Consider the following 14,895-nt stretch of genomic DNA (forward strand, 5'->3'; position numbering starts at 1 on the left):
CTGGCTCACCTCCTGGGGAGCAGCAAGGAACGGTGCCATTCGTAGAAAGCGGGAAGGACGGAACGAAGGACGCGGAAGGCTGATATTCCACCGCGCACCGTGCCGATCCGGACGAGTTCATGTTCTGGAGCGTCCACGACCACCCGGACGGCCGCAACGGGGCGTGGGCCCGCGCGTACGGCGCTGTGGAGCGTGGCGGCGGACTCCATGTCGACGGCGATCGCGCCGGTCGCGAGCAGGTCGGACCGTTCATGGCCGCGTACGACGTGATCGGAGCCGGTGAGCGGCCCGGTGTGGACGGTTCGTCCGGGTACGGCCCGTACCAGCTCCTTGACGAGTAGGTCGGTGCCCACGCACGGAACGGTTCCCGCCGGTCCCCGGGTTTCTTCGGCGACGACGAGGTCGCCCGGGTGCATGCCGGGCGCGAGCCCGGCGCAGAAGCCGGTGGCGAGCACGGCGGCCTCGGCGAGCGCCGGGTCGGCCAGGGCCCGGGTGACGGCCCGCTCGGCCGCCCTGGGGCCCATGCCGGTCCGGAGCACGGTCACCGGCCCGTCTGCGCCGCTCCGGTCGCCGCTGCGCAGGGCCAGCCGCTCGATACCGAGCGCGCAGGCGATCAGCAGCGGGGCCGGGGCGGGCGGGGTGCTCATCTCATGCCTCCCCCGCCTGGGAGAACGGTTCTCCATGGACGTAGCGGCCGAGTGCCGTGAGCGGGAAGACCTGTCGGTAGAGGTGGTAGTTGATGGAGAAGTCCCACGGGAAGCCGGTGCCGGTGAAGTAGGGCTCGTCCCAGGAGCCGTCCGCCCGTTGGGTGGCGGCGAGCCACTCGACGCCCCGCTCCACGGCCTTGGAGTCCTTCTCGCCGGCGGCCAGCAGGGCCATCAGCGCCCAGGCCGTCTGTGAGGCGGTGGAGGCCCCTCGGCCGCTCCATTCCTTGACGTGCCGGTAGGAGCGCAGATCCTCGCCCCAGCCTCCGTCGTCGTTCTGGACGGTCTCCAGCCAGGTCACGGCCCGCCGGATCGCCGGGTGTGCGGCGGGGATGCCCGCGGCCACCAGGGCCGGGACGACGGACCCGGTGCCGTAGACGTAGTTGACGCCCCAGCGTCCGAACCACGAGCCGTTCGGCTCCTGTTCGGCGAGCAGCCACTCGATTCCGCGCCGGGTGCGCGGGTCGTGGGCGAGCCCCTCGACGGCCAGCATCTCCACCACATGGGCGGTGACGTCGGCGGACGGCGGGTCGATGACCTCGCCGAAGTCGCAGAACGGCAGCCGGTTGGGGAAGGGGCTGGTGTTGTCGACGTCGAAGGCGCCCCACGCCCCGTTCTTGGACTGCATCCCGAGGTTCCAGCGCACTCCGCGTCCGATGGCCTTCTCCACCCGCTCCGGGTCGTGGTGCCGGACGCGGCGCAGGGCGAGGACGACCTCGGCGGTGTCGTCGATGTCGGGGTAGTTGTCGTTGTGGAACTCGAACGCCCAGCCGCCTGGCGGCAGTTGGGGCCGCTTCACGGCCCAGTCGCCGGGCCGGACGATCTCCTCGCCCAGCATCCAGTCCGCCGCCTTGACGAGCTGCGGATGGTCGGGGGCCACCCCGGCGTCGGCGAGCGCGATGGTCGCCAGGCAGGTGTCCCACACCGGCGACTGACAGGCCTCGATCATCCGGGATCCGTCCTCGCGCCAGATCGCGAAACGGTCCAGGGACTCCAACCCGGCCCGCATGACCGGGTGTTCGAGGTCGTAGCCGAGCAGGTGCAGGGCGATCACCGAGTACACGGCGGGCGGCTGGATGCCGCCCCAGCAGCCGTCGTTCTCCTGCCGCTCGATGATCCAGCGGGCGGCGGTGTTCATGGCCGCCCTGCGCAGTCTGCGGGGCACGACCTTGCGCACCTGGTGCAGCGCCTTGTCCAGCCGCTGGAAGGCACCGTCCCAACTGGCCGTCGGCGCCAGGGGCTTGACCGGGTTGGGGTGCGCCGGGTCGGTGTGCAGCTCGTCCAGCGTGAAGGGCGCGGGCCGCACCGGACGCTTCGCGGAGACGATCGTCAGCGGGACGATGGTCTGCCGGGCCCAGCAGCCGAAGTCGTAGATGTTGAGCGGCATCCACTTGGGGAAGTAGATGAGCTCGGGCGGCAGTTCGGGCAGGTCCTCCCACTTCCACCAGCCGAACAGGGCGAGCCAGATCCGGGTGAAGACCCGGGCGGCGGCGATACCGCCCTGCTCACGGATCCACGCGGACGCCTTCGCCATGTGCGGCGCCTCGGGCGCGTCCCCGGCCAGCCGCAGGGCGACGTACGCCTCGACGGTGGTGGAGAGTTCGCCGGGCCCGCCGTAGAAGGAGGCCCAGGTGCCGTCCTCGCGCTGCTCGCCGCGGATGAACAGAGCGGCGGCCCGGGTGGTGGACTCGTCGCGGATGCCCAGGAACTGGCGGAGCAGCAGATCCTCGGCGTCCATGGTGACGTTGGTCTCCAGGTCGCCCTTCCACCAGCCCTGGGCGTCCTGCCGCGCCAGCAGGTGATCGGTGGCGCGCTGCATGGCGAACGCGGCGGCTTCGCGCACCCCGGCCGCCACGGGGATGTTGATGTCGGTTTCGCTGGCCGCGGCAGCGCGGGGCGGCAGGGCCCCGGTGCTTCCGTCGGTCGTCGCTGTCATGGCTTCCCCTTCGTGCAGTGTGCAAATGGTGCTCTGCTGTGGGTCCGCCGTCGGCCGGTGCCCTGATGGTGCTTTCGGCACCGGCCGGCGACTACGCGAGGGCTATTCGACCGATAGTGATCATCTCTTTCGTACGACGACGAAGTCGGCGAGCGCCGTGAACTGATCCCGTACCCGGTCGGGCATGTCGACGGCGTTCAGGGCCTCGATGGCGATGGCGTGCTGACGGCGTGCCTCCTCGGCCGTCCAGTCCCGGCCGCCGGCCTCCTCGATGAGGGCGGCGCGGGCCGCGAACTCCTCCTCGGAGAAGTTCTCGAAGTCGCTGCTCTTGGCGTCGGCGGCGAGGATCTCGCCGAGCCGTTCGGCGGCGGGACCGTCCGCCGCGAGCGCGGCCACGACCGGCAGGGACTTCTTGCGCTGGCGCAGGTCGCTCCAGGTCTGCTTGCCGGTGGAGACCGGGTCGCCCCAGATACCGAGGAGGTCGTCCACGGCCTGGAAGGCGAGGCCCAGGTGGTAGCCGTACTTCTCCAGGGTGTCGGCGGTGCGGTCGTCCGCGCCGCCGAGCACGGCGCCGATGGAGCTGGCGCAGGCCAGCAGGGCGCCGGTCTTGTTGCCCTCCATCTCCAGGCACTCCTCGACGCTGACGCGGTCGCGGTGCTCGTAGGAGATGTCCTGGGCCTGTCCGTCGATGAGGGCCCGGGTGGCGGTGGTCAGCCGGCGGGTGGCGCGGCCGGCCTCGACGGTGCCGAGCTCCAGCAGGACCTCGTTGGCGAGGGCGAACATGGCGTCGCCGACGAGGATGGCCTGGGCGGGGCCGTGCACCTTCCAGACGGTGTCGCGGTGCCGACGCTGCTCGTCGCCGTCCATCAGGTCGTCGTGCAGAAGCGAGAAGTTGTGGACCAGTTCCACGGCGACGGCGCCGGGGATGCCGACCTCGGGGGCCGCGCCGGTGATCTCCGCGGAGAGCACCGCGAGCGCGGGGCGCACGGCCTTGCCGCCGTCGCCGGCCGTCGGGTTGCCCGCGGCGTCGATCCAGCCGAAGTGGTAGGCGGAAACGGTGTCCATGGGAGCGGCCAGGCGGTCGATCGCCGCCCGCAGTACCGGTGTCGCCAGGGTCCGGCCGCGCTCCAGCAGCGCGGTCACGTCCACCGCCTCGGCAGCCGTCGAGGCCGGGGGCACAGTGGGCACAGTCTCTCCTCTTGTTGCGGTACCGGGGGTGCGGGGACCTGCCGCGCCATGCTGGTCGAGCATCAGGCCGCCTCCTCGACGTCGAAGAGGTGACTCGGGCGGGGCCGGCCCAGGGCGCTCAGCGCGGCGTCCGCCGCCTTCACACCGCTGCGGACCGCACTCTCCATGGTCGCGGGCCACCCCGTGGCGGTCCACGCTCCGGCCAGGTAGAGGCCGGGTGCTCTGGTACGGGCGCCGGGCCGCAGCCGTCCGACGCCGGGGGCGGGATCGAACGTCGCCGTGCGCTCCCTGGTGACGAAGAAGTCCCTCACCTCGGCACCGCGGGTGCCGGGCAGCAGCCGCTCGAGCTCCGGGAGGTACCGCTCCCGCAGTACGGCGACGGGCTCGTCGATCTCGTCCTGCGCCGCCGACTGCGACAGCGCGAGGTACTGGCCCGCACGCAGTCCGGAGGCGTCGGTGCGGTCGAAGACCCACTGGACCGGGGTGCCGAGGGCCGCGAAGAACGGCTTGTGCAGCACCTTGCGGTCGTAGACGACATGCACGTTGAGGATCGGCGCGGTGCCGATCCGCAGAAGATTTTCCGGTGCGTCCAGCGCGCCCTCGGGCAGCAGGTCATGGGCCTCGCGCTGGGGTACGGCGAGGACGACCGAGTCCGCCCGCAGCGTCTCGCCGGGAACCTCTACCCGCCAAGTCCCGTTCTCGTCAGTGGAGATGGAGGTGACGCGTGTACGGACCTCGGTACGGACGCCCGCGGAGTCGAGCGCCTTGCGGGCCAGCCGGTCGTGCAGTTCACCCAGCGGGACGTGCGCCCATCCGATGTCGGCCGCGCCCGGGTCGGACAGCAGACCGGTCTTGAACACCATCGCGGCGAGCGCCAGCGAGGCATCGCCCGCGACCGCGTTGAGGGTGGCGACCCCGACCAGGTCCCACAGGGCCTCGACGGCACGCGCCGACTGACCGTGCGCGGTCAGCCAGCTGCCGAAGTCCTGCGCGTCCAGGTTCGGATCGGCGAGGTCGAGCCCCTTGAGCGCGAGCGCGGCCCGCCCCACCCTGGCCCGGTCGGCGAGCGGGAGATGCGGGTACGTGGCGAGGCTGCGCCCCAGATGCAGGGGCACCGGCAGCGCGTCGCGCCGCAGTCTGCCGAGCCGTCGTCCCTCGGGCTTGTCGACGTCGAGTACGGGCACGTCGAGACGATCCTGCAACGGCGCCAGCGCTGCCCCCTCGATCCGGTCGAGGAACCAGCGGTAGGCGGTGCAGCAGCGCAGATAGACGTGCTGTCCGTTGTCTACGGTCAGTTCGCCGCGCTGGAAGGAGAAGGCGAGCCCGCCGAGGCGGGGCCGGCCTTCGAGCAGGGTGACACGGACACCCGCGTCGGCGAGAGCGAGCGCGGCGGTGATGCCGGCGAGCCCGCCGCCGATCACGACGGCGTCCCGCCCGGACTGATGGCCGTCGGTCATCGTGCACCCTCCCCTGCGCGGCCGCCGTGGTGATTGAACGGTGCACGGCCGGCCGTCGCAGTCAGGGACGCCACGCCCTGCCGGAGGGTTGCCTGCCGCTTTCCCCTGGCGGCATCACCTTGGACCGTTCTGTCCATCAGGCGCGCCTCCTGACGGTCCCGCGCGTCACATGCCGGGCGTCCAGACCCGACAGTCCGCGTACGGCGACGTACGCCTTCTCCCGCCCGGGCAGCGCGACCCGGCCGCGCAGCACGGCCTCCGGGTCGCGCTCGATGCGGTCCAGGAGGCGGCGGTAGATCCCGGCCATGGCGGCGACACAGGCGCCGCTGCGCCGGTCGAGCATGGGGAGGAGCCGGTAGCCCTCGGCGAAAAGGGCGCGGGCCCGTCGCACTTCGAAGTGCACGAGGCCCGCGAAGTCGGAGCCCTCCGGTGGTTTCGGCCCGTTGAACCCGGCCGAGCAGCCGAACTTCGCGAGGTCGTCGGCGGGCAGATAGGTGCGTCCACCCAGGGCGTCCTCCCGGACGTCTCTGAGGATGTTGGTGAGCTGAAGCGCGAGCCCGAGCGTGTCGGCATACTCGGGCGCGCGCTCGACGCCGCGCGCCCCCGGTTCGGTACCGAACACCCCGAGCGAGAGCCGTCCGATGGCGCCCGCGACACAGCGGCAGTAGACCTTCAGGTCGTCCCAGGTCTCGTAGGTCTCGCCGCGGACGTCCATCAGGACGCCGTCGATCAGCTCGTCCAGGCCGTCCAGCGGGATCGGGAAGGCGGTGGCGGCGTGGGTCAGGGCGACCGCGACCGGGTCGGTGTCGTCCTCGTCGACCTCGCCGTCACGGACCCGGGCCAGCATCGCCCGGGTGTCCTCGAGCCTGGCGGCCTTGACGTCCGGCGGCAGGGTGCCGTCGCCGATGTCGTCGACGCGGCGCGAGAAGGCGTACAACGCCGACATCGCGCGGCGCCTGGACATCGGCAGCAGCCTGATGCCGTACGCGAAGTTCCGTGCCTGCTGTCCGGTCACGGCCTCGCAGTAGCTGTAGGCGGCGAGTACCGGTGCGGACACGCGTGGTTCGGCCTCCACGGTCCGGATCACCCCTCTCCTCGCAGAGTCACGCCCACCTCGCGCAGCAGCTGGAGCTTGCCGGGCTTGGGTGGGCCGGGAAGTACGTCGTATTCGGCGGCGGCGATCGCGCGGATCGCCGCCCTTCCCCCCGCCACGAACCCTGCGAGCAGCAGCTTCAACCTGCCGTGGACGCTACCCACCAGGGGGGCGCCTTCATTCAGGAGAGTGCGGGCGCGTTCTGCTTCGTGGGCGACCAGTGCGCGCACCGATGCGCCCGCGGTCCTCGTGGCGAGATCCGCCTCCTGGACATGGAAGCGTTTCATGTCCTCGGCGGGCAGGTAGATACGGTCGCGGGCGAGGTCCTCGGCCACGTCCTGGAGGTGTTCGACGATCTGGAGCGCCGTGCAGATCGCGTCCGAGAGCCGGATCCGCTCCGGGGTCGAGGTGCCGGTGACGCCGAGCACCAGGCGTCCCACGGGGTTGGCCGACAGTTCGCAGTAGGCGAGCAGGTCGTCGTAGGTCTCGTACCGCTTGACCAGCTGGTCCTGGCGGTTCGCGGCGATCAGGCCGCGGAAGGGCTCGGGGGGCAGCGACCGGCGGCGGACCGTGGGCTGTAGGCGGCGCAGCAGCGGGTGGCGGGGTGCTCCGGTGAAGACCCGGTCGAGGTCGGCCTCGAAGGCGTCCAGCATCTCCAGACGGTCCTCGGCCTTCGCGGCGGAGACGCCGAGGAGGCGGGCGTCGGCGCCGCCGGGGGCGAGGTCACCGTCGCCGATGTCGTCGACGAGGCGGGCGAAGCCGTAGACGGCCATGAGGTCGGTGCGCCAGGCCCGGGGCAGGAAGAAGGGGGCCACGGGGAAGTTCTCACCCGCGGCCTTGTCCAGCGTGCCGCGCTCCGGATCCGAAGCGCGTGCCGTGTCGGTTCCCGTCACCGCGGACTGCCCGGGGCGGGGACGGCACATGCGTTGAGCTGGGGAGTTTCCGTAGCCATAGCCGTCACATCTCCCGTTCTACACCGCCGACCCAATACACACTATTTCGGACACGCCGCCCGGCCTTCCGTGCGGCGGCCCTGACAGAGGGTGTCGGGCATTATCGCCCCACTTGCCGCGATTCGGGACCGGTACAGCTTACGTTGTACAGCTCAGCAAGGATCGTCGGGGTCTCCTGCGCATCACAAGAACACACCGATTGACTTCAAGATTCCTGCGGGGTACCGAAGTTGACGTTTCCTTTGCAGACGCGGGGCCCCGCCGGAGCAGTTCCGGCGGGGCCCCGCGAAGCGTCGTGGGCCGATACGCCGAGGCCCTCGTGGACTACTTGCCCGTGAACTTCTCGTACTCCTTGAGGACCTCGTCGGTCGGGCCGTCCATGCGCAGCTCACCACGCTCCAGCCACAGCACCCGGTCGCAGGTGTCACGGATCGACTTGTTGTTGTGGCTGACCAGGAACACCGTGCCGGCTTCCTTGCGCAGTTCCCGGATGCGCGCCTCGGAGCGCTTCTGGAACTTGCGGTCGCCGGTGGCCAGGGCCTCGTCGATCATCAGGACGTCGTGGTCCTTGGCGGCCGCGATGGAGAAGCGCAGGCGGGCCGCCATACCGGAGGAGTAGGTGCGCATGGGCAGGGTGATGAAGTCGCCCTTCTCGTTGATGCCCGAGAAGTCGACGATCTCCTGGTAGCGCTCCTTGATCTGCTCCCGGGACATGCCCATGGCGAGCCCGCCCAATATGACGTTCCGCTCGCCGGTGAGGTCGTTCATGAGCGCCGCGTTGACGCCGAGCAGCGAGGGCTGACCGTCGGTGTAGACCTTGCCGCTCTCGGCGGGCAGCAGACCGGCGATGGCGCGCAGCAGGGTGGACTTGCCGGAGCCGTTGGAGCCGATCAGGCCGATGGCCTCGCCGCGGTAGGCGACGAAGGAGACTCCGCGCACGGCGTGCACCTTGCGCACCCCGCGCTCCTCGCCGCGCTTGACGATGCGGCTGAGGGCGGCGGTGGCGCTGCCCTTGCCGGACTTGGCGCCGTTGACGCGGTAGACGATGTGCAGCTCGTCCGCGATGACGGTGGGACGCGGGTCCCGGGGGGCGGTCTTCTGCTCGGTGTCAGCCACGGCCGTACCTCTCTTCCGCCTTCCAGAAGTAGACGAATCCGAAGGCCCCGGCGAGCAGCGCCCAGCCCAGTGCGAAGAACCACACGTGCGGGGGCAGGTAATCGGAGCCGTAGCCGTCGATCAGCGCGAAGCGGATCAGGTCCATGTAGATGGCGGCGGGGTTCCATTGCAGGACCTCGGTGACCCAGCCCGGCATGTCCTTGTCGGCGAGCATGGCCGGGATGCTGAACATCACGCCGGACGCGTACATCCAGGTGCGCAGCACGAACGGCATCAGCTGGGCGAGGTCGGGGGTCTTGCTGCCCATGCGGGCGAAGGTCAGCGCGAGGCCGGTGTTGAACACGAAGTGCAGGACCAGCGCGGGCAGGACCAGCAGCCAGGACAGACCCGGGTAGCTGCCGAACGCCACCATGATCACGACCAGCACGATCATCGAGTACAGCAGCTGTTGGAGCTGCTGGAGCGCGAACGAGATCGGCAGGGACGCCCGCGGGAAGTGCAGCGCCCGCACCAGGCCCAGGTTGCCGGAGATCGCGCGCACGCCCGCGAGGACCGAGCTCTGGGTGAAGGTGAAGACGAACACACCAGTCACCAGGAACGGCACGTAGATGTCGTGCGGGATGCCCTTCCGGGCGCCCAGCAGCAGGCCGAAGATGAAGAAGTAGACCAGCGCGTTGAGCAGCGGGGTGGCCACCTGCCACAGCTGGCCGAGCTTGGCCTGGCTGTACTGGGCGGTCAGCTTCGCCCGCGAGAACGCGAGGATGAAGTGACGCCGGTCCCAGAGCTGGCGGACGTACTCGACGAGCGAGGGGCGGGCACCGCTCACGGACAGCCCGTACTTGGCGGCGAGCTGTGCCGCCGTGAGGCCCTCGTCGGGCGACGGGGGCGCGGTCACCGCGACTCCGCCGTCATGCGTTGTCTCACTCACTGGTGGAAACTTTCGTCTTCGAGATGCGCAGCCTGTGCGGGCTTGGGCATGAGCCAGGGCCGGGTGTCGGCCCGGCCGCTCTCCGGTTCGAGCTTGTCAGATGACCGGGGGCCGGCCCAGTCGGGTCAGCCGCCACACGGTACGCCACTTCATGGGCTTGCGTGGGCCGCACGCAGTGGTCCAGCCTTCCCGGAATCCGCCGAACCATGCCTTGAGCGCGGGCCGCGAGGGGCGGCGCAGCAGGGTGAGCAGCAGCCAGACCCCGAGGTAGACCGGGACCAGGAGCGCGGGCAGGTTGCGGCGGGCGAGCCAGACCCGGTTGCGGGCGACCATGCGGTGGTAGACCGCGTGCCGCGAGGGCGCGGTCGTCGGGTGGTACAGCACCATGTCGGACCGGTAGTCGATCATCCAGCCCGCGTCGAGGGCCCGCCATGCCAGGTCGGTTTCCTCGTGCGCGTAGAAGAACTCGTCCGGCAGGCCGCCGACTTCGGCGAAGACCTTGGTGCGGACGGCGTTGGCGCCGCCGAGGAAGGTGGTCACGCGCGAGGAGCGCATGGGGTCGGCGGCGCGCAGCCGGGGGACGTGGCGGCGCTGGGTGACGCCGGTGTCCGGGTCGGCGATGCGGAAGCTGATGATGCCGAGCTTCGGGTCCTCGGCGAACGCCGTACGGCACAGCTCGGCGGTGTCGTGGTTGGCGAGGAGGCCGTCGTCGTCGAGGAAGAGCAAGATGTCCACGTCGCGACCGCTGGGGCCGAAGGCCTCGATACCGACGTTGCGCCCGCCGGGGATGCCGAGGTTCTCGGGCAGCTCGATGGTGCGGACGCCCGCGGGGACGTCCGGAACGGGCGAGCCGTTACCGACGACGACCACCTCGACGCGGTCGCCGTCCTGCTTGGCGACCGAGTCGAGCAGGGCACGGAGCTCATCGGGCCGGTTGCCCATCGTGATGATGACGACGCCGACCTTCATGGGGGCGCTCACTTGAGCCTGCTCGACGCGAGGATGGACACCAGGTGCAGCAGGGTCTGGAGCAGCGCGATACCGGCCAGTACCGCGACGCCGAGCCGGGAGAAGAACAGGTCACCGCGGACGTTGTCCACGATGGCGAGGACCAGGATCAGCAGGGACGCCTCGATGCCGAGGATGAGGCGGTGGAACTTCAGCAGGGACGCGGCCTTGCGGGCCAGCGCCATGCCGGAGGAGCGCATCTCGGCCGCCGACTCCTGGACCGGCGGCTTGCCGGTCTGGTGCCGGGCGACGCCGACGAGGTCGGTCTCCGCCTTGATCAGGATGGCGCCGAGCGCGGCGAGGGTGCCGAGGAACGCCCACAGCCAGTCGATACGGCCGCTGCCGAACAGGTCGGCCGCGCGCAGACCGAAGCCGACGAGGACGGCGGCGTCGGTCAGATAGGCGCCGACCCGGTCGAGGTAGACGCCGTTGAGCGAGTACTGCTTCTTCCAGCGGGCGATCTCGCCGTCGACGCAGTCGAGGAGCAGATACATCTGCACGCAGACCACACCGAGCACGGCCCCCGGGATCCCCGGCACGATCAGTGCCGGGGCCGCGAGGACGCCGAAGACGGTCATCAGGTACGTGAGCTGGTTGGGCGTGACCCTGGTGTTCACCAGGTAGCGGTCCACCCGCAGGGACACCTCGCGCATGTAGAGGCGCCCCATCCAGTGCTCACCGCTGCGCCGGTCCTTCACCCCTGCGGGGTGCACGACCGGACGGAGTTCAGCTACCGATGGTCTTGACATAGTCGACGTAGAGATCCTTGATCTGGTCGGTCTTGAGGTCGAGGTGTTCGAGGATCGTGTACCGGCCGGGCCGGGTCTCCGGAGCGAACTCCACGGCGCGGACGAACTCGTCCACCGAGAAGCCGATCTCCTCCGGCAGTACCGGCAGGCCGTGCCGGCGCAGTACCGAGGCCATGTACGCCGACTCCTCGTGCGCACCCCGCAGGAACATCGCGAAGGTGGCGCCCAGGCCGCACTGCTCACCGTGGGCGGCGGCGCGCTTGGGGAAGAGCAGGTCGAAGGCGTGGTTGATCTCGTGGCAGGCGCCGGAGGACGGGCGGGAGTCGCCCGAGACCGACATCGCGATACCGCTGAGCACGAGCGCCTCGGCGAGCACCTGGAGGAAGTCGGTGTCCCCTATGCCGCCGGGGTGCCTGAGCACGGCCTCGCCGGCCTGGCGGGCGATCGAGGCGGCGAGGCCGTCGATCTTCTCGCCCTTGACGCGGTTGGCCAGCTCCCAGTCCGCGATCGCGGAGATGTTGGAGACGGCGTCGCCGATCCCGGCCCGCACGAAGCGGGACGGGGCCTCATGGATGACGTCGAGGTCGATGACGACCGCGATCGGGTTCGGCACACCGTAGGAGCCGCGGCCCGCGTCGTTGTCGAGGGTCGCGACCGGCGAGCACAGGCCGTCGTGCGCGAGGTTCGTCGGCACGGCGACCAGCGGCAGGCCGACGCGCGCCGCGGCGAACTTGGCGCAGTCGATGATCTTGCCGCCGCCGAGGCCCACGACCGCGTCGTAGTGGCCGGCCTTTATGTCACTGGCCAGCCGGACGGCGTCGTCGAGGGTGCCGCCACCGACCTCGTACCAGGTGGCGCCGGGCAGCGAGGGCTCCAGCCGCTTGCGCAGCTTGGCGCCGGAACCGCCGCTGACGGCGACGGCGAGCCTGCCGGAGTGCGAGATGCGCTCGTCGGCGAGGACGCCGACCAGGTCGTCGAGGGCACCCGGGCGGATGTCGACGACGACCGGCGCGGGGATGAGCCGGGTCAGTAGAGGCACGCGATCTCCCGTCCGCGGGCGAGATCGTCGTGGTTGTCGATCTCCACCCACTTGACGTCGCCGATCGGCGCCACGTCGATCCTGAAGCCGCGGTTCACCAGTTCCTGGTACCCGTGCTCGTAGAACTGCTGCGGGTCGGTCTCCCAGACCGTCTTCAGCGCGTCGACCAGTTCGGGGGCGGCGTCGCCCTCGATGAGCGTGACGCCGATGTACTCGCCGGTGGCCTCGGCGGGGTCCATCAGCTTGGTGATCTTCGTCATGCCCTTCCCGGGGTCGACGACGACCTTCATCTCCTCGTCCGCGAGGGACTTCACGGTGTCGAGGGCGAGGATGATGCGCTTGCCCTCACCGCGGGCGGCGAGCAGCGTCTTCTCGACGGAGACCGGGTGGACGGTGTCGCCGTTGGCGAGGATCACGCCGTCCTTGAGGGCGTCACGGCCGCACCACAGGGAGTACGCGTTGTTCCACTCCTCGGCCTTGTCGTTGTCGATGAGCGTGAGCTTGAGGCCGTACTTGGCCTCAAGGGCCTCCTTGCGCGCGTACACGGCCTCCTTGCGGTAGCCGACGATGATCGCGACCTCGGTCAGCCCGATCTCCGCGAAGTTGCCGAGAGTGAGGTCGAGAACCGTGGGTTCGCCCTCTATGCCCGCGGGGCCCACCGGCACCAGAGCCTTGGGAAGGCTGTCGGTGTAGGGGCGCAGACGCCGTCCGGCGCCGGCCGCCAGCACGAGGCCGATCATGCGGGTTCTCCTTCATCGTGTACGGCGGGCGCCCCGGAGGACACCCAGAAGCGGATGCTCTCGACGAGCACCACGAGGGCGACGGCCACGGCCAGAGCCGTGAGCGCGACCTTGAACTGCGAGGCGGTGAGCACCGCGGCCAGGACGGCGACGAGCAGCGTCCGCCCCTCGTGCCCCCCGATGGCGCGCACCAGCCAGGCCGGGGACGCGCCGGCGTTGCCGCGGATGCGGTACACCGTGTCGTAGTGATGGTAGGCGACCGCCGCCACCAGCCCGAAAGCCGCAGGAAGGGCTCCGTTCACGTCCGCCTTGGCCGCCAGCACCAGGACGGTGCAGTACTCGGCCGCCCGGAAGAAGGGCGGAACCAGCCAGTCGAGGGCGCCCTTGAGGGGGCGGGCGACGGCTTCGGCCGACAGCAGGACGTAGAGCCCGGCGAGCAGCACGACGTACCAGGAGGAGCCCCAGGCCCAGGCGGCCAGGACCACGGCGACCGCGCCGGCGGCGGCGCTGAACGGGGCGGTCCCGCGGGCCGCACCGGGCAGGAAGCGTGCGACGCCCTCGGCCAGCGGCCCGCTGTCCGTGAGGTCGGCCAGCGCCTGCGCGGCCCGGTCCGTGCGCTTGGCCTTGCGCGTCAGCGACCGCAGCACCCGGCCCGCCGTGGTGTACGTCGCCGCGAACGCGCAGCCGATGAGCAGTGCGTAGAAGGTGATGCGAGGCGTGGTCAGCGCCGTGAGGACCGCGATCATCGCCCAGCGCTCACCGATCGGGAGCACGATCATGCGCCGTACCCACACCGTCCAGCCGACGCTGTCGAGCTTGTCGGAGAGGGCGGCGGTGGGGCTGGTGTTGGCGGTGGCGTCGTGGTTGGCCTCGTTGAAGGAGAAGTCGACGACGTGCCGGCAGGTCTGGAGGATCATCGCGCCCAGCGCCAGCGCCCAGACGTCGTCGCCGCCCCTGGCGGCTCCCAGCGCCAGTCCGGCGTAGTAGGCGTACTCCTTGGCCCGGTCGAAGGTGGCGTCCAGCCAGGCGCCGAGCGTGGAGTACTGGAGGGAGTAGCGGGCGAGCTGGCCGTCGGTGCAGTCCAGGACGAAGGAGAAGATCAGCAGCAGACCGGCCGCGACGAACCCGGCCCGGGTGCCCGTCGCCGCGCAGCTCGCGGCGATCAGCGCGGTGATGAGCGAGGCGGTGGTGACCTGGTTCGGGGTCAGCCCCCGGCGGGCGCACCAGCGGGCGATGTAGCGGGAGTACGGGCTGATGCAGTATGTGGTGAAGAAGCCGTCGCGGGACTTCACGGCCGACTTCAGGCGTACGGCTTCGTCGTCGACGGCGGCGACGGACTGCCGTGCCTCGTTGCGGGCCTGCGGGTCGGCCGGGACCACGGCGACGAGGCTGCCGAGCTCGGGGTGGTGGACGCCGGCGTCGTCCGCGTCCAGCGCGGTGACGATCCGGTCGGCGAGGCTGTCCACGACGAGTGCCGTACCGCCGCCCGCGCTGTTCTCCCGGGCCATCGCGCGGGTCAGGGCCTGGCGGCCGGCCGGCTGGGCCGTGACGGCGCCGGGGATCGCGGCGAGCGGGAAGCGCGGGTCGGTCAGGCCGAGGCGCAGGGCGTGCAGATGGCCGACGAAACCGGCGTCGACGACGGCGACCCGCTGGTCACCGGGCACCTGGGCGAGCAGTGTCTCGGTCTCGGCGGCATCGGAGGCGGTCCGGACGTCGAAGCCGAGGGACCGCAGATCGCCCTCGATCGACGATCCGGGGACCGGCTGACCGGTGAGGATGGCGGTCGACAACCGAACTCACTCCCTGGGTGCCGACGTCTGCACGCCGGCGAGTACACGGTGGGGGCGCCCCTTACCGGTGACGGCCGGGCGGCATGTCGGCAGAGGCTATCGGATGCCGGGAAGCCCGCGTTCACCGCCCGTTCACGGGCCGATCCACGGCGGCTCCCCCGGCCTTTGCCGCGATCATCATGGGTGATCGCGGG

14 protein-coding genes are annotated in these 14,895 nt (G+C 70.8%); all 14 read right to left on the reverse strand.

Annotation, left to right across the window (positions count from 1 at the left end; genetic code table 11):
- Positions 1 to 5 precede the first annotated feature (5 nt).
- Positions 6 to 647, reverse strand: a complete 642-nt coding sequence (locus OG866_RS06535; protein WP_329332478.1) for a phosphorylase family protein — start codon at positions 645 to 647, stop codon at positions 6 to 8.
- Between the two features lies 1 nt (position 648).
- Positions 649 to 2,640 carry a squalene--hopene cyclase gene (gene shc, locus OG866_RS06540; protein ID WP_329332479.1) on the reverse strand — a complete coding sequence of 664 codons (1,992 nt, stop codon included), beginning with the start codon at positions 2,638 to 2,640 and terminating at the stop codon, positions 649 to 651.
- A gap of 120 nt (positions 2,641 to 2,760) precedes the next feature.
- A complete protein-coding gene (locus OG866_RS06545) occupies positions 2,761 to 3,828 on the reverse strand; it encodes a polyprenyl synthetase family protein (protein ID WP_329332480.1) in 1,068 nt (355 codons plus the stop codon).
- Between the two features lie 62 nt (positions 3,829 to 3,890).
- Positions 3,891 to 5,285 (reverse strand): hydroxysqualene dehydroxylase HpnE, encoded by a 1,395-nt coding sequence (gene hpnE / locus OG866_RS06550; protein WP_329332481.1) that lies wholly within the window; start codon positions 5,283 to 5,285, stop codon positions 3,891 to 3,893.
- Entirely contained in the window at positions 5,282 to 5,422 is a 141-nt protein-coding gene (locus OG866_RS06555; RefSeq protein ID WP_329332482.1) for a DUF6380 family protein, read from the reverse strand. Before OG866_RS06555 ends, hpnE begins: the two co-directional genes overlap by 4 nt.
- The gene (hpnD, locus tag OG866_RS06560; protein WP_329332483.1) at positions 5,422 to 6,372 is read right to left on the reverse strand and encodes a presqualene diphosphate synthase HpnD; all 951 of its coding nucleotides are present in this window, start codon (positions 6,370 to 6,372) and stop codon (positions 5,422 to 5,424) included. Before hpnD ends, OG866_RS06555 begins: the two co-directional genes overlap by 1 nt.
- The gene (gene hpnC, locus OG866_RS06565; protein WP_329332484.1) at positions 6,369 to 7,271 is read right to left on the reverse strand and encodes a squalene synthase HpnC; all 903 of its coding nucleotides are present in this window, start codon (positions 7,269 to 7,271) and stop codon (positions 6,369 to 6,371) included. Before hpnC ends, hpnD begins: the two co-directional genes overlap by 4 nt.
- A gap of 384 nt (positions 7,272 to 7,655) precedes the next feature.
- Complete coding sequence (locus OG866_RS06570) at positions 7,656 to 8,447, reverse strand: ABC transporter ATP-binding protein (RefSeq protein WP_329332485.1); 792 nt, start codon at positions 8,445 to 8,447, stop codon at positions 7,656 to 7,658.
- Positions 8,440 to 9,375 (reverse strand): ABC transporter permease, encoded by a 936-nt coding sequence (locus OG866_RS06575; protein WP_329332486.1) that lies wholly within the window; start codon positions 9,373 to 9,375, stop codon positions 8,440 to 8,442. Before OG866_RS06575 ends, OG866_RS06570 begins: the two co-directional genes overlap by 8 nt.
- Before the next feature lie 96 nt (positions 9,376 to 9,471).
- On the reverse strand, positions 9,472 to 10,356 hold the full coding sequence (locus OG866_RS06580) for a glycosyltransferase family 2 protein (RefSeq protein WP_329332487.1): 885 nt from the start codon (positions 10,354 to 10,356) through the stop codon (positions 9,472 to 9,474).
- On the reverse strand, positions 10,353 to 11,132 hold the full coding sequence (locus tag OG866_RS06585) for a CDP-alcohol phosphatidyltransferase family protein (protein ID WP_329332488.1): 780 nt from the start codon (positions 11,130 to 11,132) through the stop codon (positions 10,353 to 10,355). The genes OG866_RS06580 and OG866_RS06585 overlap by 4 nt, the downstream gene beginning before the upstream one ends.
- The gene (locus OG866_RS06590; protein ID WP_329332489.1) at positions 11,110 to 12,171 is read right to left on the reverse strand and encodes an iron-containing alcohol dehydrogenase family protein; all 1,062 of its coding nucleotides are present in this window, start codon (positions 12,169 to 12,171) and stop codon (positions 11,110 to 11,112) included. The genes OG866_RS06585 and OG866_RS06590 overlap by 23 nt, the downstream gene beginning before the upstream one ends.
- Positions 12,159 to 12,911, reverse strand: coding sequence for a phosphocholine cytidylyltransferase family protein (locus OG866_RS06595; protein WP_329332490.1), 753 nt, complete (start codon positions 12,909 to 12,911; stop codon positions 12,159 to 12,161). The genes OG866_RS06590 and OG866_RS06595 overlap by 13 nt, the downstream gene beginning before the upstream one ends.
- The gene (locus tag OG866_RS06600; protein ID WP_329332491.1) at positions 12,908 to 14,701 is read right to left on the reverse strand and encodes a DUF5941 domain-containing protein; all 1,794 of its coding nucleotides are present in this window, start codon (positions 14,699 to 14,701) and stop codon (positions 12,908 to 12,910) included. Before OG866_RS06600 ends, OG866_RS06595 begins: the two co-directional genes overlap by 4 nt.
- Positions 14,702 to 14,895 lie beyond the last annotated feature (194 nt).

Origin of the sequence: Streptomyces sp. NBC_00663, assembly GCF_036226885.1 — a bacterium.
Lineage (GTDB): Bacteria > Actinomycetota > Actinomycetes > Streptomycetales > Streptomycetaceae > Streptomyces.

Excerpts from the sequence above, each read along its gene's own strand:
- OG866_RS06535 (WP_329332478.1), bottom strand. The coding sequence starts at position 647 with ATGAGCACCCCGCCCGCCCCGGCCCCGCTGCTGATCGCCTGCGCGCTC.
- shc (WP_329332479.1), bottom strand. The coding sequence starts at position 2,640 with ATGACAGCGACGACCGACGGAAGCACCGGGGCCCTGCCGCCCCGCGCT.
- hpnE (WP_329332481.1), bottom strand. The coding sequence starts at position 5,285 with ATGACCGACGGCCATCAGTCCGGGCGGGACGCCGTCGTGATCGGCGGC.
- OG866_RS06555 (WP_329332482.1), bottom strand. The coding sequence starts at position 5,422 with ATGGACAGAACGGTCCAAGGTGATGCCGCCAGGGGAAAGCGGCAGGCA.
- OG866_RS06585 (WP_329332488.1), bottom strand. The coding sequence starts at position 11,132 with ATGTCAAGACCATCGGTAGCTGAACTCCGTCCGGTCGTGCACCCCGCA.
- OG866_RS06595 (WP_329332490.1), bottom strand. The coding sequence starts at position 12,911 with ATGATCGGCCTCGTGCTGGCGGCCGGCGCCGGACGGCGTCTGCGCCCC.